This is a genomic window from Paenibacillus tepidiphilus (assembly GCF_008635795.1).
Classification (GTDB): Bacteria; Bacillota; Bacilli; order Paenibacillales; family Paenibacillaceae; genus Paenibacillus_AQ; species Paenibacillus_AQ tepidiphilus.
Map to the genome: position 1 here is coordinate 60,290 of NZ_VWRQ01000021.1, position 19,193 is coordinate 79,482.

The window sequence follows — 19,193 nt, forward strand, 5'->3', positions numbered from 1 at the left end:
CCTCCTTCTTCAACACCCGCTGTTCCTTAGACTTCTTCCGGAGATACTGCATATTCGGGGAAATCGGCATGTTTAGCAGGCTTGTGTATACTGATGTCAAACTGTTCTCAGGCCTGCCTCCCAAATATGCACAGAGTGTATCAAATAATGGTATAAAGTTCCCCGCGTTAAAACGCAAAAAAAGCGGAAAACCCGCTTTTTTTGCGTTTGCTTTGTTTTTTAGAATAATATTTCACTGCATTCTAAACATAATACATGCGTACCATGATGTCCTGGTTATAGTTGCCGAAGCCTTTGCCGTAGAGCGTAAGTCCGCCCCGCCTTCGGCCCTGATCCTCTGCAGCAATGCGGAAGGTCCATTTCATCGCCCCTGTGTCGATATCCCCAAGACCGATGTCAGAGATCTTCTGACCGTCCACGTAAGTGCCTGTCCTCTTAATCCGCAGCACCTTCAGCAGTCCATACTGGTTCACATCCGAATACCACCATTCCGGCGTCAGCTGCCCCCGCTTTTTTCCGAAATCACCCGGACTTGTCCATAAACCCAGCAGCTGCCCATTCAGCCAAAACCGGATATCCGAAGGCCAGTTCTCATTGAACCGGGGCGCCTCCGAGCCGAGCTCCAGCGAGATTTCAAGCTCATGCAGGGACTCGCCGTTATGCAGATAGTTGGGGATTTTGTATTCGATCCAGCCTTTGGCGAACCACAGAATGCCAGCATCCACGCGTTTCGGGTCCATAAAACAGGCCGGATTGTCATATTGGCCGATAAGCGCCCGGGTTGTCGCCAGACCGCAGGTCGGCCAGGCCTCATAGTCGGTGTATTGGCCGATCGGCAGGGATAGCTCATGGAAAGACAGCGTCTCCGGGCTGGCGGGGGATAATCTGATCTGCATGAATTCGGTCCGTATGTAGCACACCTTGTAGGTACCGCCGTCCACCCGCACCATCCGGCTTCCGACAATACCCGCTTCCTCAAGCTTGCGGATATGGCCGCTGACAACGGCGCTGCTGAGAAACAGCTCCCCCGCCAATTCCTTGACATGGCTCTCCTTCTCGAACAGCCTGTCGATAATCTTGAGCCGCACCTCACTGGCCAGTGCTTCATAGACGCGAAGCGAATTGGCATTCGTGGTTAGCTGCATTTCCCCCACCTCTTTGAATTATGTTTTGGGTGAATCCTAAAAGAATCAATTGCCCTATCAAATCCCATTATGATACGAATATAGTAGGATTTCAATTACATTGGATTAATTCATACACTAATTCTAAAATGGAGGTTCATCCCATGACCATTCGCTCCAGCATGCATATTGACCGCAATTTCACCGTATCCGCCATAGACCCGCGGGTATACGGTTCCTTCATCGAACATCTGGGCCGCGCAGTATACGGCGGAATCTACGATCCCGGCCATCCCGAAGCCGATGCTGCCGGCTTCCGCCAGGATGTGCTGAAGGCCATCCGGGCACTGAACGTGCCGATTATCCGCTACCCCGGCGGCAATTTCGTGTCCGGCTACAACTGGGAAGACGGCGTGGGCCCGAAGGCGGAGCGCAAGCGTCTGCTCGAGCTGGCCTGGTGGACAACCGAGACCAACGAGGTCGGCACTAATGAATTTGCCGATTGGGCCAAGCTGGCCGGCACCGAAGTGATGATGGCCGTCAACCTTGGCACGCGCGGTATGGATGCCGCCCGCAATCTGGTCGAATACTGCAATCATCCTTCAGGCTCCTACTGGAGCGATCTGCGCATCTCGCATGGCTATCAGGAGCCGCACAGGTTCAAGACCTGGTGCCTGGGCAATGAAATGGACGGTCCGTGGCAGATCGGAGCCAAGACTGCGGTGGAATATGGACGCCTGGCCAACGAGACTGCAAAGGTCATGCGCTGGGTCGACCCGACCATCGAGCTGGTGGCCTGCGGCAGCTCTTCCAGGAATATGCCGACCTTCGCCGACTGGGAAGCGACGGTGCTGGACTTGTCCTATGAGCAGGTCGACTATCTTTCGCTGCACGCTTATTACAACAACAATGCCGGCGATACCGGCAATTTCCTGGCCAGCTCCCTTGATCTGGACCGGTTCATTGACAGCGTGACCGCTGTCTGCGATTTCGCCCAAGCCAAGAAGCGCAGCAACAAGAAGATCATGCTCTCCCTGGATGAATGGAATGTGTGGAAGACAGTCGGCAGCAGCCGTGCCAATGAACGCTGGCAGATCGCTCCGCCCGAGTTCGAGGACACTTATAATCACGAAGACGCGCTTGCCGTCGGCTGCTACCTGATCACGATTCTGAAGCACGCGGACCGGGTGAAGATGGCCTGCCTGGCGCAATTGATCAATACCATTGCACCGATCATGACCGATACGGGCGGCGCACTCTGGCTGCAGACAACCTACTATCCGTTCCTGCACGCTTCCAATTTCGGCAGAGGAACCGTGCTGCTCTCCAATGTCAGCTCGCCGAAATACGATTCCAAGGACTTCACGGATGTCCCTTATCTTGAATCGGTGGCGGTGTTTAACGAGGAGGAAGGGCAGCTGACTATCTTCGCGGTGAACCGGCATCTGGAGGAATTCATGGCGCTGGACATTGATGTCCGCAGCTTCGGCGAGCTGCAGCTGATTGAACATATCGTGCTGGAAAGCGATGATCTGAAGGCGGCCAACACCAAGGAGCAGCCGAACCGGGTACTCCCGCGCAGCGGCGGGCAGACGAAGGTGGATCAGGGCGTGGTAACCTCCGGGCTGAGCCGGGCTTCCTGGAACGTGATCCGGCTGCAGGCGGCAAGAGGCTGACCGGAGAGCAGCAGTGAACAAAGATAAAGAGTCTGTCCCCCAGGGGCAGACTCTTTATCTTTGTCATTATTCCTCTCTGCGTGCAGCTTGAAGCTCCCTCTCACCGCGGCCGCTTCAAGTGCGCGGACAGAAATTTCGCCGTGATGTCAAGCACCTGCGGGCTCCAGAAGCCCGGTCCGTGATCTGCACCGGCCACCTTGTAGAACAGCACATTCTGTCCATGTGCCTTCAATGCCTTGTACATCTCGATACTCTGGTTAATATGTACCACTCCGTCGCTGTCTCCATGAATGATAAGAAATGGAGGGAGCGCTTTATCAAGGTCCTGATGAAGCGGGCTCGCCTGCTTCGCCAGCTCCGTATGTTCCTTCACCTTACCCCCGATAAACAGGCCTTCCGGGGAATCGGCTGCATCGTGGTCCAGAATATCATTGTATTTCCCCAAGGTCAGCAGGTCCGTGACCCCGTAATAATCAATGACTGCATTGACGGCATCCGGCTGTTCACTGTACAGGCCGTTGTTATACTCACCGATGGTCAGCCCCGTCATGAGGGAGAGGTGGCCGCCGGAGGAGTCTCCCCACACCGCGACACGCTCCGCGTCCACCCCGTATTCTTCTGCATGCCGGCGCATGAAGCGGATCGCACATTTCACATCCTCCACAGCGGCGGGGAAACGGGCAATATCCGTGTCCCTGATTTCCACACTTGCAATCACATACCCCTTGGCTGCAATTTGTGACAGATTAGGAAGGCCGGCGTATACATCCTGTTTTCTCCACGCAGAACCCTGGATATAGACAACAAGCGGGAACTTGCAGTCACCTCCGCCCGGCATAATAATCTGCAGCCTTCGATCCACATCGCCATACGTTGCATACACGACATCGGGCCGGTAGGTACAGGAATAAAAGGACCCTCCCTCCGCGAAATCCCCATAAAGAATCTGCGTACCTTCGGGCGTCTCATAGGCTGCAAGCTCGGCTGCTCTCTGATCCACAGGCAACAACTCCTTGTATATTGGAATAAAGCAAATATGCTATCCCGAATATACTACCATACTTATATACAAGTTGGCTGTGCGAACAATGCGGCTCTGCGGACTACAGCGCAAATGTAAAGCGGTAGCTTCCAGAGCCAAGCTGCAGCTTCAGGCCATCAGTGACCGGTTCTGCACCGCTTATTCCCGCCACGCGTTCCAATGCGGCCCCGCCCTCCAGGACACTGCCTGTTCTGGCCGCCGGAAGGATAACCTCCGCCGTCGTATTCGCAGGTATCTCTACATCCATCTCCGCCGATCCGTCCTGCCGCCTTCTCCAGGCTGACCGGATGGTGCCGTAGACAGAATCATAGGCCGCTTCCACCCAGCTAAAATGCACTCCGGGCTGCGGTTGAATCCGCATTTTCCTGTAGCCCGGCTCCAGCAGCTCAATACCTCCGGATACACGGTACAGCCAATCGCCAATCGCGCCGTAAGCGTAATGATTGTAAGAGTTCATATCATCGCTCCAGAACGTGCCATCCGGCTTGATTCCGTCCCAGTGCTCCCAGATGGTGGTTGCCCCTTGCAGCACCGAGTACAGCCAGGACGGATATTCCCGCTGCAGCACCAGTTCATAGGCCAGGTCCGTGTATCCGAAGCGAGAAAGGACAAGGCACAGATAAGGGGTCCCGACAAATCCGGTCGTCAGGTGCTTGCCGTTGTCCACAATGTGCGCAGCCAGCATTCCGGCTGTCCGGGCACGGTCCTTCTCCTCCAGTAAATCGAACATCAGGGCCAGCGTATACGCCGTCTGGGTCGGTGATGCAACCCGGCCGCTTGGCGTAACAAACTCATGGCGGAAGGCGTTAACAATATTCCCGTGCAGCATCCGGTACTGCTCCGCTTCTTCTGCCTTTCCGAGTACGGCGGCGGTTTCCGCCAGCAGCTCCGTTGAATAGGCATAGAACGCGGTGGCGATCAGATCCCTTGGCGTAGCACCGACATAGCTGTTCTCCTTGGCATCCAGCCCCAGCCAATCCCCGAAATGAAAGCCTGTATTCCACAGATATTCGTCATCGCCCTGCGCGCGGATATATTCAACCCATGCTTTCATGCTGGGATACTGCGTCTCCAGCGCGCGGATGTCGCCATAGCATTGATACAGTGTCCAGGGGCAAATGACGGCAGCGTCTCCCCAGGCCGAGGAGCCGTAGCCCGCCGGCTGAATGTCGGGAATGACATGCGGCACGCTTCCGTCCGCCTGCTGATCCGCTGCCAGATCCTTAAGCCACTTCTCGAAGAAGGGCACCACATTCATATTAAAAGCGGCGGTGCGGATAAACACCTGCGCATCCCCCGTCCAGCCCAGTCTTTCATCCCGCTGCGGGCAGTCAGTCGGGATGTCCAGGAAATTGCCCTTTTGGCCCCAGAGAATATTATGCTGCAGCTGGTTCACCAGATCATCCGAGCAGCGGAAGCGGCCGCTCGGCTCCAGATCCGAGTGAATGACGCAGCCGGTGAAATGCTCCAGCAATTGATCCGGGGCAACGCCGTCAACCTTCACATAGCGGAAGCCCTGGAACGTAAAATGCGGCTCGAAGCTCTCGGCGCCTCCGCCCCGGCAGATATAGGTCACGGTCTGCTTCGCGGCGCGCAGGTTCCCGGTATAGAAATTACCGTCACGGTCCAGCACCTCGGCGTGCTGCAGCGTAATCACTGCTCCGGCCTCAGCGCAGACCGTAAACCGGACCCAGCCGACCATGTTCTGTCCCAGGTCCAGCACGGTCTCGCCTTTGGGCGTGGTCAGGACTGCGGCCGGACTCAGAGTCTCAACTATCCGGGCCGGCTCATTCTCCTGGGCGACCAGGGCCGCAGCCGGGGGAATCGCAGCAGCCACACCGGACCAGGCCTGATCGGCGTAACCGGGAGAAGCCCAGCCATCCAGCGCGAGCCGCGCATCATAGGTTTCACCGTGGTAGATTTCCGACATGAGCAGCGGTCCGGTGGACGTTCGCCAGCTGCCGTCTGTCCCAATAATCCGCTCGGAGCCATCAGACAGTGTAATGTGCAGCTGCAGCAGCAGTCCCCGGGTGTTTCCGTAAAAGCCGTTTTTGCCGTCCCAGGCCAGATTTCCGCTATACCAGCCGTTTCCCACGATGCAGCCGAGCGAATTGGCGCCGGCAGCGAGCAAGGCTGTCACATCATAGGTCTGGTATTGCAGCCGTTTGCTGTAGCTGGTCCAGCCGGGGTTAAATAACGTATCATCCGCCGGAATGCCGTTGACATACAGCCGGTAGAGGCCCAGCGAGGTCGCATAGATTCTTGCGGAGACCACTTGGTCGGGAATGGTGAATTCCGTGCGGAAATAATCGCAGGCGTCCGCACCGTCATCCGCAAGCACCGGCGGGGCCGCAATCCAGTCGGCCTGCCATTCCCCGGCGGACAGCAAAGCTGTCTCCCAGGCTGCCGCCCCGCTCCAGGGCGAGCCCTCTTCCTGGCCGTCCCACACCCGGACCCTGAACCAATAACGGGTGCGGGATTGCAAGGCAGGACCACTGTATTCTACGTGCACACTGCGCTCCGACTGTACCTTACCGGTATCCCATACGTACTCCCCTTCGAATTCCGGTGTCCAGGCCACCTGGATCTGATAAGCCGATTGCACAACACCTCTTGACTGCGAATGGATATGCCAGCTTAGACGGGGACGGGGATCGTCGATTCCCAGAGGGCTGCTTCTATAATTCACCTTCACATTCGAGACGGTTACATTCGCCATTGCTGTCGCTCCTCCTCATACGAATAAGTAATAAGTCTATTGTAAGGGGCTAAGCGGCTTCTGAAGGGGGGCCTTACAGACATTTATATGGGCCGATCCGGACATTTCATCTGGACATTCCGCTGCCGATTGCATACGCTGTAATCAATACGGCGGACTTTAGAAAAGAGGCAACAAGCATGAGTATCAAGCGAAGCTCATTTGTCATGTCGGGAGCGGATTTTTTTGCATCCGAGATTCCGATCTTTGTAAACCGGGCCTATGAAAATTTCGAGATGCACACCCATTCCCATGAATTTGTGGAGATTACCTATGTCAGCGAAGGCGCCGGGATGCATTATATTGCCGATGAGGCGGTACCTGCCGAACAGGGTACCCTGTTCTTCATCCCGGTCGGACACAGCCATGTGTTCCGGCCGAAGACGCCGCAGAAAGAGCGCCCCTTAATTGTATACAACTGTTTGTTCCCGGTAAGCTATCTGTCCGGGCTCCGGGCAGCCTTTCCCCAGGCTGAAGAAATTTGCGGATTCTTTGGGGATGAGGGCCTGCACTGGTTCTCGGTGAAGGATACGGCCGGAGCCTATCACCTGCTGTTCCAGGAATTGTACCGGGAATTCTCGGCCAAGCCGCCGGGATATCTGGCGGTCCTCGCCTCGCTCATCGTCCGGATTCTGACCGGTATGTACAGAGACCGGCTGCAGACCGCCGCGCCTGCCGGGGATAAGCCGCAATGGCTTGCGGTAGACGAAGCCATCGCCTACATTCGCAGCCATTATGCCGGCAGTCTGAAGCTTGGCGCACTGGCCGCTGGCGCCAATCTCAGCGAGCGGCAGTTCAGCCGCCTCTTCCAGGCCCAGACCGGCATGAGCTTCACCGGTTATGTGCAGAGCATCCGCATGGAAGCCGCCTGCCGGCTGCTCCGCACGGGCCGGGCCGGGGTCGCGGAGATCGCTGCCGGAGTCGGGTATGCGGATTTGAAATTCTTCCACCGGCTGTTCAAGCAGAAGATCGGTATGACACCCCGGCAGTACCGGAATGCGGCGTTGGCGGAAGAAGGACCCCACAGATAGAGCAAGTAGCCTGCAGACGGGTGCAATTCACCGTCGCCCCACTTACCACCTCTTACAGCACGCGTACTTGTCCCCGGACGAGACGCGTGCTTTGCTGTTTCCGGGACAAGCCCGAGAATTGTTCTGCAATCTGGCGGTTGACAAAAACAAAACAATGTATCATAGTGTACTTATTGTATAAGTACACTATGATACATTAAGGTGGTTTATGTGGAGATCATTATCAGCAGCAACTCAAGCAAGCCGATTTACGAGCAGATCACTTCACAGATCAAAGCGATGATCATGAACGGAGAGCTGCAGACCGGCGACCCGATCCCCTCCATGCGTTCACTGGCCAAATCCATTCATGTCAGTGTCATTACGGTCCAGAAGGCCTATGAGGATCTGCAGCGGGACGGCTATATCGAGACGACCGTCGGGCGCGGCAGCTTTGTGGCCGCGCAGAGCAAGGATTTCATGAGAGAGGAATTGCAGAGGAAGGTCGAGCAATACCTGGAGCTGGCGGCCGAGACGGCCCGCAGCGGCGGCATTCCGCTGGCGAAGCTGACCGAGCTGCTGACTATTTTTTACACCGAGGAGGAATAAGAATGACTTACAGCCTGGAAATCAAGAACCTCACCAAGAGCTATCCCCATTCCGGCTTTCGCCTGGACAATGTATCCTTCGCCATTCCGCGCGGAACGATTATAGGCTTCGTAGGCGAGAACGGTGCGGGAAAGACCACCACCATGAATGCCATTCTGAATACGGTCAAGAAAGACAGCGGCAGCGTGACCTTCTTCGGCCGGGAGATGAAGGATCAGGATACCGATCTGCGTGAACAGCTCGGCGTAGTCTTCGATGCCGTCAATTTCTCCGGCGTGCTGACCCCGGCTAAATTATCGAAGGTGATTGCAGGTGTCTACAGACAGTGGGACCAGGAGATCTACCTGAACACGGTAGCGCGGTTCAATATTCCGCTGAATACGAAGATCAAGCAGTTGTCGCGGGGCATGACCATGAAGCTGGCTCTGGCCGTGGCCTTATCCCACCAGCCCAAGCTGCTCATTCTGGATGAAGCGACTGCCGGCCTTGACCCCATCGTCCGCGATGAAATTCTCGATGTATTCCTGGAATTTGTTGAAGACGAGAGCCGTTCGATTCTCATGTCCTCGCATATCACCAGCGATCTGGAGAAGATCGCCGATTATATCACCTTCATTCACCAAGGAAAGGTCATTCTGACCGAGAAGAAGGACCATCTGATCTATGAGTACGGCATTGCCCGCTGCAAGTCGGAACAGTTTCAGCAGATGGACCCGGCAGACCGGCTGGCCTACCGGAGAAGGGATTATCAGATTGATGTGCTGGTGAACGACCGGAGAGCCTTCGAACGGAAATACCGGGATGTCATTGTCGACAGAGGCACCATTGACGAAATTATGCTGCTGCTTATTAAGGGGGAACAATAAGATGAAAGGGCTAGTGATCAACAACTTTTATTCCATGCAGGATAATATCAAGCTGTCGGCAGGCATTGCCCTGGCGGTTGTCATTATCCCGCTCCTGGCAACAGACCCCAAGATTCTCTCGATGATCATTGCAGTACAGACGTTTGTCTTCGCTTCGAATATCGGCACCTCTCTGCAAATGGATGAGACCTCGAAATGGAACAAGTGGGAGCTGACCCTGCCGGTCACAAGAACGGCCATTATCAACGCCAAATACCTTTCCTTTATCCTTCTGATTGTTATGGGCCTGGCCAGCAGCCTGGTGACCCTGCTGCTTCATGGTTCACTCGGCAGGCTGGATGCCGCCGCACTGGTTCACGGATACCTGTTCGGATTGCAGCTGGCCATTACGACGGTCGCCATTGTCTACCCGCTGATCCTCAAGCTGGGGGCAGAGAAAAGCGATGTTCTGCTCCTTACGGGCGCGGGACTGTCGATTGGAATTAAAATGGCCATCTGGTATCTGCTGTACCTGTTTAATGATGCCATTAGCTTTAACAGCGTTACCGTTGGCATCGTGTCCACATTGGTTGCCGTCCTGATGTTTGCCGTGTCTTATGGGGTATCGGCGCGGATTCAGCGCAACAAGGAATTTTGACGGGAGCAGGCTCAGCTCTTCCGGCGGCTCCACAGCCGGTAGCCTTTACGGACCGCCTCCAGGAACACGCGCGGAACCGGAAACATCCACCGGGAAGCAATCGGCCTGTACAGGCGGTAATACGCCTTCTTGTAATCCTCCCACATGGTGCAGACTTCCCGGTTCAGGAAATCCGAGACATCGACAATCACCCCGCGGCCGTCACGGAGCATGACATTCTTGGCATGGACATCATGGGGACTCAGCCCCCTGGAACGGGCATAATCCAGCGCGTCGTCAATATCCCGAATGGCCTGCTCGGTAATGAGCACCCCGCGCTTCATGCAATCATAGAAGGTCACTCCCCGCAGCCGCTCCAGAATCAGAAAATCGCTGCCGGCATCATAGCATTCCGCGTAAGCGGGATGGCTCCCGAGACACCGGTATACCTCCCGCTCCTGCTCGAGGCCGGGCCTTCCCGGGGCGTATATTTTCACTGCATAGTTCTCATATTCCGGATGGCAGAAGACGGCGGCATAATTCCCGGCTCCGAGCAATCTCCAGGACCCGGGCACACGGTGCACTTTTACCGGCTCCCTCTCATCAACGCTTTCTATAGTTACATTCGGCAGCAGCTCATCCTGTACCCGTTCCACCAGCTTCTCCATGCTTAACGCTCCCCGAGCTCATTTGTGCAAATATCCTAATGCTCAGTTTACGTCAAAACAGGAAAAATGCATATCCTCTAAGCTTTAAGGCTTCATCTTGACAAAGCGGCCTCGTCCCTATAGTATTAGAAGTCCTGCCAACTCAATATTGGCGTCAAGGGAACTGCAAAGTTCATTCTTAGGCAAAGGGTGGATTTTATGAACAAAGAGCAATTAATGGAATGCGCACGCAAGGTGAAGAAGGCTGCGTATGCGCCTTACTCCAAATTTCCGGTTGGAGCCGCGTTGCTCTTGAAGGACGGAAAGGTGATCAGCGGGGTCAACGTAGAGAATGTATCCTTTGGTGCGACCAACTGTGCCGAACGGACGGCGTTCTTCACCGCGATAGCTAGCGGGTATGTCAAAGGCGATTTTCAGGCTATTGCCGTAGCCGGAGATACGGAAGACTTTCTTCCGCCATGCAGCATTTGCCGGCAGGTCATGGCTGAATTCTGCTTACCGGATATGCCGGTCTATTTAACCAATGACAAGCAGGAGATTCTGGAATTGAAGCTGAAGGATTTACTGCCCTACGCCTTTACTGACCTGGATATGTAAAATAAAACGCGCGTACCTGTTCTGATCAGGTACGCGTTTTTAATTTCAACATTGATCCCAATGTTAAATTATTTTGATCAGGTATCCCCCGCAATAAGAAAGGTGCTCTGTATTTGCTGAACAGGGCACCTTGCAGACAGCGGCTATTTTAGATAGAAGACTTCTTTTAAGGCTTTGGATACCGGGCTGTGATCCGGGTTGGTCTTCATCAGCGGCTCCATATATACCCACCACTTCCGGCAAATCTCCGTCTGGGACATCTGATCCCACTTCGCTTCATCCTCCACTTCCAGGTAAGCGAACAAATTCCCAGTCTCTTCATCCAGAAAGATAGAATAATTGTGTGCGCCGTGATTCTTCAGCTCTTCCGCCATCTCCGGCCATAGCTCATCGTGGCGTCGTTGGTACTCTTCATAACAATCCGGGTAAACCTGCATAATGCTTGCTTTTCTGATCACTTGTCAGCACTCCAGACATAATGGGTTTGAAAATACATAAATGAACTATAATGAACATTATAGTTGATAAATGAACATTTTTGAAGAATATTTAAACCAAAACAAACAATATGACCGCTGGACCATGCATTCCTCTGGACCGTCAACCTCTCCCGGCATAGAATAGAGTAAAACGTTAAGGAAAGTTGAGGCAGACGTATGAACCCGATGCGCCGTCATGAAAGGATTATGGAAGTACTGCTGAACCGGAAGGAGGTCACCGTCAACGAGCTGAGCGAACAGCTGCAGGTCACCGGAAAAACGGTCAGGGAGGATTTAAGCAAGCTGGAGGAGCAAGGACTGGTGAAGCGCGTCCACGGCGGGGCTGTGCTGGCCCAAAGTGACCAGTTCGGCATTCTGCCTTCGAGGCAGCCGCTGGATACCTTCGAGGCGGAGAAAACAGCGATTGCCCTGCTGGCCCTGTCCCATATCGAAGAGGGGGATATCATCGCCCTGGACGGGGGCAGCACAACCCTGCAAATCGCCCGGCGGCTGGAGAATCTGCCGCTCACAGTCATCACCAATGATGTCTATATCATCAGCGAGCTGGTGCACAAGGATCAGATCCGGCTTGTCGTACCGGGCGGCGCCCGTGTGCGCAACATGCTGGCCGGACCGGAAGCAGCCGCTTACGTGCGGCAGCTCAATATCCAGAAAGCGTTCCTCTCCGCCACCGCTATCCATATCAAGCACGGGCTTACGATTTATACCGGTGAGCTGATTGAATTCAAGCAAGCGCTGGTCGAGACTGCTCGCCAGGTATACGCCGTAGCCGACCACCATAAATTCGGACAGGTTGCCCTGCGTACTTTCGCCTCGCTGGACCAAGTGGATGCCATTTTGACCGACAACGGACTTGCTGCAGAGGTCGCAGGGCAATACCGCCAAGCGGGGATTTCGATTGAGTTCGGGTAATCAGAAAGCATAAAGTAATCGCCCGTTCGGGTATATGGCCGTCCGGCCATCTCCAAAGGGCGATTTCTTGGTCCTGCCAGAGCCATCAGGCCAGCTGCCGCTGCAGAATTTCCTCGACTATCGCCCGGTCGACGTCAAGGTCGAACTTCCGGCCCCAGAAGCATTCCGCTCCCTGCTGCCGGATTCGGCTGATATCCTCCGCCCGGAGCGTCCGCGGGAATTCCGGCCCGGTATCCCAATCCGTATAGCGTTTGATTTCATTGACTACGTTTGCTTTAAACCTGCTGTTCAGGATTATCGTATGGAAGAAGATCTCATCACCGCAGAAGGAATGCTTGAACAATTTGACATACCCCGGGTTAGCCCCGATAAACTCCAGAATATACTCCATGCACTCCCCCGTAATCGACATCCAGTTTGAGCCCTTATACAGATCCGCCGGTAAATTCCTCAGGCTACGCTTCAGCAGAGGCACCGACATGACCATGTTGATATAGCGGTTGCGGATTTCCGAGACGGCCTTGGCCCGTGTTACGAGAAATCGCGGATAATAGACGGACACCCGGTAGAGGCAGCCCCACATTTCTGCGTCATTGGGCAGCTGAAGATGCTTCACGAACTCCTGGCCGCGGTGCTCCATGAAGTAATCGACGATCTGCTTATTCGGAACGAGCGGCAAATCCTGCCCGCTGATAATATGGATATAATCATAGCTGCCGTGCTCCCGGATCAGCGCGAAGGATTTCAGAATGCATTCAATCTGGCTGTAATGCCCCCACTGGACCTCCACCGGCTGCTTTACAAAGTGAATATCCCCGCGATGCGTAATTTGCGGCTCAATGCCGCTTTTGCGGTCTACGTGCAGGAAGAATTCGACATGCTCATCGGTCAATACGTCCAGCAGCAGGTTGATCTGCTCGGGATTTTTGTGACAAAGGATAACATATGCCATTCGGAAATGCTGCATGATATTCTCCTCCCGCTCATTTTTTCCAATATTATAATGGAAGCAGTAAAAAATGATGTCATTGAGTATTCTGCAGCTCGAAGGGGCGGGCGCGGGACGGGGCGGGCGCGGGACGGGGCGGGCGCGGGACGGGGCGGGCGTAGCTCCGCAAAATTGCTCCTTTCGCTGAAAGAAGAGCTGTACGGTCCGCAAGCCCTCGCGTAAGCCCTCCCGTTTCGGCCTATTACCGACCCACAGAACCAGAAAGAGTGCTGAACCCGAGAGCAGACCGGGCCCTGAGCTTCCGGCAACTCTCGGTTCACGGCACGAACAGGCTGAAGCCTCTGCCCGCAAGCTGCCGCAGACCAAAAAAAAGCAGCGCAGCTAACCCTCCAATAACCGGAGAATCGCCGCGCTACTTTGTTCCACAGACCAGCCTGCCGTCCGGGCCAGCCTTTTAACCCATCAAATTTTGCTTACCAGCTCCCTGTTCTGCAGCAGCGCCACCAGATAGGCCAGGGTCAGCCCCTGTCCCCAACCCTGGACCCGCTTGGTTGAGATCACCTTATAATCTTCAACCGTGTGCATCACAGCCGTTCCCGCCGATACATTACGGACCGAGCCGTCTTCGTCGATACTGGCGATAATCCCCTCGTACGCCTTGGCCATCGCATTCTGATGCAGCGGATGCCCGTTAACCACGATGGCAGCGGCTATCCCGGCAGAGGCCGACGTTTCGGCATAGGAGGTCTCGTCATCGAGAACGGTCCGCCACAGGCCTTCCGGCGACTGCAGCCGGACCAGAGCGCTGAGCTGGTCGCCAAGCGCGCCGCCGAGCCGCATCCACATCGGCATGAAGGGATTCAGCATTTTGTAGGCCTGCGCCATGGTGTAGGCGGCCCATGCATTGGCTCTTCCCCAATATACGCCGGACAGATGGTCTCCTCTGACATTGTCCCAGGCATGGTAGAACAGATTCGTCTTCGTATCCTGCAAATACTCCTCATGCCAGTAGAACTGGTTAAGCGCATCGTCGATATACTCCTTGTTGTCCAGCTTGAATCCGAGGCGCAGCAGGAAATAGGCCGCCATGAACAGCGTGTCCGCCCAGGCCTGCTCCGGAAAATCATTCCGCGACGAGACAGTATGCTGGAAGACGCCCTCTCCGAAGCGGATGGCATCCTTGCGCAGATATTCGGCTTTGAGCAGAGCCAAATCCAAATATTTGGAGTCACCGGTAGCTTCATGCAAGGTCAGCATGGTGTGCCCCATTGCGCAGGAATTCACCATGAGCGGCGGCAGGCCGAGCTCCAGATATTCATCGACCCAGCGGACCAGAAAATCAATATATTCCTGTTTCCCGGTCACCTCCCAGGCTTTGCAGATGCCGTAATAAGCGACCCCGCAGGACCAGTTCCAGGTAAAATCCATATTCATCGTCCGCTTGACAACCCTGTCAATCAGCTCCAGGACCTCTTGTTCATCAATTTCAAATTTGCGCACGCTTTCATCTCCCGTTGCTTCATTTATTTCTTACATTTGTTAATCAGACTAACACAATAAATTATGGAATACTCCGCAAATTTCGATCATTTTTCCGCTAATTCCATTTATTTTGCTACAATGAATACAGCAAGGAATACAGCTAAGTCATTCTGCAGAAAGGAGTGCGCAATGTCAGGCTTACCTTTTCCGAAGATGCTGCGATTGGACTCTTGAAACGATGCTTTCAAAATCGAGTTTGACCGGCGGGACGGTCATTTCTCCATGCACAACAGCCACTACCACAACCAAATGGAGGTCTTCTACCTGTTCGAAGGGCAGCGGAGATTCTTCATTAAGGACAACGTCTATGATATACGCTCCGGCGACCTGGTGCTGATCGATTCGAATGTGCTGCATAGAACATCCGGACTGGCTGAGCCAACGAATGAACGGATTGTGCTCTACTACGGGCCATCCTTCTTTGAAGCTTTTGCGCCGGAGGAGAGAGAGCTGCTGTTGTTACCCTTTGCTGGCGGAAATCCGCTCCATACCCTGAATCTTCAGGAAAAAATGGCCGTGGAGAACCTGCTGTTCTCCCTGCTGCAAGAATTGACCGAACAGCCCCCCGGATATGCGCTGCACATCCGGAATACAGCAGTATCGCTGCTGCTGTATATTTCCCGGCTGATCCAGAAACGGGGCATTCCGCCGGTTCAGGAGCCGTCTCCGGTCCACCGCAAGGTAACGGATATCGTCCGTCATATTAATCATCATTTTGCCGGACCGCTGCAGCTGGACGACATTGCCAAACAATTCTACATCAGCGCAAGCCATTTAAGCCGTGTATTCAGGAAGTTTACCGGCTTCGGATATACAGAGTACATTAACATCACCAGGGTGCGGGAAGCGGAGCGGCTGCTGCGGGATACCGGCTGGAGCATCACTCTGGTAGCTGAACGATGCGGCTTTGAGAGCTTGACCCATTTCGGCAAAGTGTTCAAAGTGCATACCGGTCTATCCCCCCGCGACTATCGTAAACTGCACAAGTGAAACTTATATGAAGCCAGGCCAAGGGCCCCCGGCTTTTCGCCGGGGGGCCTTTTCAGTATTCTGTTCCTTCGCACCTCCCCTTCTTCACCCTGGCAGCCTGGCTATCCCGAGAACTTCACCAGCACGGTGTGAATTTCAAATGGCTTGAACTCCAGCTCGATTTCGTTGCCCTGAACCGGATCGGCCAGCGGACGCTCCAGCAAATCGCAAACCTGCCACGAAGTCACGTTATAGCCGCTGCTGAGCGTTACCTTCCGGCGGCCGCCGAAATAATCATGCAGTCTCACTACGCAGCCGTCACCCTGCTCCGAAAGCTTCACGGCGTCGATGGCGATTCCTTCCGCATCTGTCCGCAGCAGCGATCTGCCGGCCTCGCCCTGCAAAGCTCCCGGGATAGTCCGCAGCGGATTGTTCAGCATCCAGGCTTCCTCCGCCGTTCTTCCGGCAATCCAGTCTCCCGTATGCGGCAGCAGCGAATACGTGAACCGGTGCTCGCCCTGATCGGCCTGCCAATCCGGCGCCGTCGCCGATTTGATCAGAGATAACCGCAGGACATGGTCCTTGATGTCGTAGCCGTATTTGCAATCGTTAAGCAGACTGACGCCGTAGCCGCGTTCCGACAGGTCGGCCCACTGATGGCCGACGCTCTCGAAGCGGGCGTAATCCCAGCTCGTATTCCAGTGGGTCGGACGCTTCACGTTGCCAAACTGGATATCATATGTGGCTTCCGTTGAACGCACCGCGACCGGAAAAGCCGCCTTAAGCAGCTGTTGCTGCTCCTGCCAGTCGACCAGCGTCTCGAAATCAATCCGGCGGCTTCCGGCGTACACCTTCACCTTCTGGATCACGGACGAATCCATATAGCGCCAGGAGAACTGCACAACTGCGGTCAGCGGACCGGATTCCAGCAGCTCTACCGAGCGTAAATCGGTGATTTCACGTTTTTTCTCCTGATAATACAGATCGATGTCCCAGGCGTCGTACATTTTCGGCTTATCCTCGAACACCTGCAGCACATTTCCGCATTCCTCCGGCGCCAGCACTTCCCGAGCGGCCTCCCGGTCATGCAGACGGCTGAGCTGCCCGGCTTCATTCCATTCCATAATGTAATGTGGAGTTGTCAGGCGGCCATCTTCCCATATAAAAGCTGTCTCCAGCGCTTCGCGGTCTGCTTGCCCGCCGTCTGCAGAATCGAAGGCCGTAATCACCGCCGCTGACAGCATCGGCAGCTCCGGCGCTTCAATCAGCCATTCCCCTTCCAGCTTCTGCGAACGGAGCAAACGCCCGCTGCTGTCCCGCCATTCCTGAATCTCCGCACCGCCGCCGGTTATAGATACTAAGCCTCGCCAGTCAAAGAACGCACTATTGAAAAGGGTGTACTTCGTACCTTGTGCAGCGACAGCTTCTGTAGCACCGTCTTCCGCAGAGACCGTTTCTACAGCCACCGTCAAGCCCATCACCGCCGCCTCCGCCGCACCGGCTCCCAGCCGCTCTGCCTCTGCATATTCGAGCCGCGAATCCTCGTAGACCTCACGGATCGAAGAGCCGGGGATAATATCGTGGAACTGGTTGCGCAGGATGATCCTCCAGCCTTCGGCGAAATCCTCTCCCGGATACTGGGCTAGACTGCCCGATTCCGCTGCCAGCAGCATCTGCAGCCATTCGGCTTCGCGGTACAGCAGCTCCAGCTTGCGGTTCATTTTTTTATTGTAGGCCTGGCTGGTATAGGTCCCTCTGTGGTACTCCAGATACAACTCGCCATCCCAGGTGTGGACATACTGGTCGGTTCTGGAAATGGTCTCATTTAGACGCTCAAAATAATCGTCCGCACGCCCCGTCTTGACGTTCGGCACACCCGGAATAGCGTCCAGGCGCCGCCGCATTTCCAGATGCTCGCGGTTCACACCCCCGCCCCCATCACCGTAGCCGTATGCCAGCAGCAGCTCGCGGTTGAGATTCTTGTCCCGGTACTGGTCCCAGATTCCCTGCACAGTGAACGGCTCGATCAGGCCATTGTACGTGTAGTACCAGGCACTGGAGTCCGGTCCTTCCGGCGTCGTGATGAAATAGGCAAGCACCTCGCTGCCGTCGATGCCTCTCCAGTGGAAGGTATCATGCGGCATGCGGTTGTACTGGCTCCAGCTGATCTTGGTCGTCATGAACGTGTCGATGCCCGATTTGCGGAGGATCTGCGGCAGTGCCCAGCTGTAGCCGAACACATCCGGCAGCCACAGATACTTGCACTCCACCCCGAATTCCTCACGGAAGAATTTTGTCCCGTACAAAATCTGCCGCACCAGCGACTCCCCGCTCGTCAAATTGCAATCGGCTTCCAGCCACATGGCCCCCCCGGCCTCCCAGCGTCCTTCCCTTACCCGCTCCTTGATCCCTTCGTACATCTCCGGATAATCGCGCTTGATGTAATCGTACAGCTGAGGCTGGGTCTGCAAAAAAACATATTCCGGATACTGCTTCATCAGCCGCAGCACCGTGGAGAAGGAGCGTGCCGCTTTCTCGCGCGTATGGGTGAGCCGCCACAGCCAGGCGACGTCGATGTGGGTATGCCCTACGGCCGTTACTGTCACCGGATGCTCCTGCTTCATGGCCGCCAGCGCAGCCGTCAGCAGCGCATCCGCTTCCTGCATAGAAGCATAAAAGGCATCGCTGCCCGGTCTGGACCAGTCCAGCAGCCGGAACGCCCGGTCCAGCGCCATCAGCAGCTCCTGCTTCAGGGGATCGCTGCCGGCCAGCGATTGTGATACGCCCAGCACCGCCCGGCCCGTGTAGTACAGGTTGTCGGCCGCTTCATCCAGACAGGCCAGCTCCGCCCGCTTGATCCGGTGCTCCTGGAGGACCGGTTTGCCGCCGCCTTCCAGTCCGGACCACAGCCGGAAAGTGAAATCCACCGTCGTTCCTGCCGTGTCCGGCTCAAGGAACACCTCCTGATGGTTGGAGTCCACGCCCTGATACGGCTTGCCGTTCAGGAACAGCAGCGATTCGAAGCCGCTGTTATTGCCGCTCCCTGTCCGGCCAAAGTCGAACACGCCTACGATACGCCGGCCCCGCCACTGCTCCGGCACCTCCACCGCCCGCTGCAGCCAGAGGTACAGGTTACGCCCGGTCCAGTAATCCCCCACCCGGTAGGGCGCTCCGCCTTCCAAGGGCGGAGGATACACACCGTTTGCCCCTTCCTTGTCTTCCAATCCCAGCCATTCCTCCAGTATCACGGCATCACGGTAACGGTAAGGCTCCAATTCGGCAATTCGCGCACCGAGCTTCTCTTCTGTCCAGAACATTTTCTTCATCCTCCCTGGTTATAACACGTGTTATATGC

Annotated in this window: 16 protein-coding genes; 8 read left to right on the top strand and 8 right to left on the bottom strand. The window is 55.4% G+C overall.

The features are described 5' to 3' along the window. Positions 1-242: 242 nt before the first annotated feature. Positions 243-1,145, bottom strand: coding sequence for an ArsR/SmtB family transcription factor (locus F1379_RS22935; protein ID WP_150274407.1), 903 nt, complete (start codon positions 1,143-1,145; stop codon positions 243-245). Between the two features lie 143 nt (positions 1,146-1,288). On the opposite strand from F1379_RS22935, the gene arfA reads away from it, so the two are divergent. Next, positions 1,289-2,800 (top strand): arabinosylfuranosidase ArfA, encoded by a 1,512-nt coding sequence (gene arfA, locus F1379_RS22940; protein WP_150274409.1) that lies wholly within the window; start codon positions 1,289-1,291, stop codon positions 2,798-2,800. A gap of 100 nt (positions 2,801-2,900) precedes the next feature. On the opposite strand, the gene F1379_RS22945 is transcribed toward arfA, so the two are convergent. Then, positions 2,901-3,800 carry an alpha/beta hydrolase gene (locus F1379_RS22945; protein WP_150274412.1) on the bottom strand — a complete coding sequence of 300 codons (900 nt, stop codon included), beginning with the start codon at positions 3,798-3,800 and terminating at the stop codon, positions 2,901-2,903. Between the two features lie 103 nt (positions 3,801-3,903). Further along, entirely contained in the window at positions 3,904-6,561 is a 2,658-nt protein-coding gene (locus F1379_RS22950) for a glycoside hydrolase family 78 protein (protein ID WP_150274415.1), read from the bottom strand. A gap of 179 nt (positions 6,562-6,740) precedes the next feature. Here F1379_RS22950 and F1379_RS22955 point away from each other — a divergent pair, with 179 nt between their 5' ends. The 4 genes from F1379_RS22955 to F1379_RS22970 all read left to right on the top strand — a co-directional run bounded on the left by F1379_RS22955 (position 6,741) and on the right by F1379_RS22970 (position 9,722). Then, complete coding sequence (locus tag F1379_RS22955) at positions 6,741-7,631, top strand: AraC family transcriptional regulator (RefSeq protein WP_150274417.1); 891 nt, start codon at positions 6,741-6,743, stop codon at positions 7,629-7,631. A gap of 210 nt (positions 7,632-7,841) precedes the next feature. Further along, positions 7,842-8,219 carry a GntR family transcriptional regulator gene (locus tag F1379_RS22960; RefSeq protein ID WP_150274419.1) on the top strand — a complete coding sequence of 126 codons (378 nt, stop codon included), beginning with the start codon at positions 7,842-7,844 and terminating at the stop codon, positions 8,217-8,219. Between the two features lie 2 nt (positions 8,220-8,221). Next, positions 8,222-9,085 (top strand): ABC transporter ATP-binding protein, encoded by an 864-nt coding sequence (locus F1379_RS22965; protein WP_150274421.1) that lies wholly within the window; start codon positions 8,222-8,224, stop codon positions 9,083-9,085. 1 nt (position 9,086) lies between these two features. Further along, a complete protein-coding gene (locus F1379_RS22970) occupies positions 9,087-9,722 on the top strand; it encodes an ABC-2 transporter permease (protein ID WP_162551260.1) in 636 nt (211 codons plus the stop codon). A gap of 11 nt (positions 9,723-9,733) precedes the next feature. Here the strand turns inward: F1379_RS22970 and F1379_RS22975 are convergent, their stop codons facing one another. After that, positions 9,734-10,369, bottom strand: a complete 636-nt coding sequence (locus F1379_RS22975) for a serine/threonine-protein kinase (protein WP_150274425.1) — start codon at positions 10,367-10,369, stop codon at positions 9,734-9,736. A 198-nt stretch (positions 10,370-10,567) separates the two neighbouring features. Between F1379_RS22975 and F1379_RS22980 the strand changes: the two genes are divergently transcribed. Continuing rightward, the gene (locus F1379_RS22980) at positions 10,568-10,966 is read left to right on the top strand and encodes a cytidine deaminase (protein ID WP_162551261.1); all 399 of its coding nucleotides are present in this window, start codon (positions 10,568-10,570) and stop codon (positions 10,964-10,966) included. A gap of 143 nt (positions 10,967-11,109) precedes the next feature. Here the strand turns inward: F1379_RS22980 and rhaM are convergent, their stop codons facing one another. Then, positions 11,110-11,424, bottom strand: a complete 315-nt coding sequence (rhaM, locus tag F1379_RS22985; RefSeq protein WP_150274430.1) for an L-rhamnose mutarotase — start codon at positions 11,422-11,424, stop codon at positions 11,110-11,112. A 198-nt stretch (positions 11,425-11,622) separates the two neighbouring features. Between rhaM and F1379_RS22990 the strand changes: the two genes are divergently transcribed. Continuing rightward, entirely contained in the window at positions 11,623-12,378 is a 756-nt protein-coding gene (locus tag F1379_RS22990) for a DeoR/GlpR family DNA-binding transcription regulator (RefSeq protein ID WP_150274432.1), read from the top strand. A gap of 85 nt (positions 12,379-12,463) precedes the next feature. On the opposite strand, the gene F1379_RS22995 is transcribed toward F1379_RS22990, so the two are convergent. Together F1379_RS22995 and F1379_RS23000 are read right to left on the bottom strand one after the other, a co-directional pair. Further along, positions 12,464-13,345 carry a beta-1,6-N-acetylglucosaminyltransferase gene (locus tag F1379_RS22995; RefSeq protein WP_150274434.1) on the bottom strand — a complete coding sequence of 294 codons (882 nt, stop codon included), beginning with the start codon at positions 13,343-13,345 and terminating at the stop codon, positions 12,464-12,466. Positions 13,346-13,789: 444 nt separating this feature from the next. Continuing rightward, complete coding sequence (locus F1379_RS23000; protein WP_150274437.1) at positions 13,790-14,827, bottom strand: glycoside hydrolase family 88/105 protein; 1,038 nt, start codon at positions 14,825-14,827, stop codon at positions 13,790-13,792. A 231-nt stretch (positions 14,828-15,058) separates the two neighbouring features. Between F1379_RS23000 and F1379_RS23005 the strand changes: the two genes are divergently transcribed. Then, a complete protein-coding gene (locus F1379_RS23005) occupies positions 15,059-15,859 on the top strand; it encodes a helix-turn-helix transcriptional regulator (protein ID WP_338046797.1) in 801 nt (266 codons plus the stop codon). A gap of 101 nt (positions 15,860-15,960) precedes the next feature. On the opposite strand, the gene F1379_RS23010 is transcribed toward F1379_RS23005, so the two are convergent. After that, on the bottom strand, positions 15,961-19,155 hold the full coding sequence (locus F1379_RS23010) for an alpha-mannosidase (RefSeq protein ID WP_150274439.1): 3,195 nt from the start codon (positions 19,153-19,155) through the stop codon (positions 15,961-15,963). Positions 19,156-19,193: the final 38 nt, after the last annotated feature.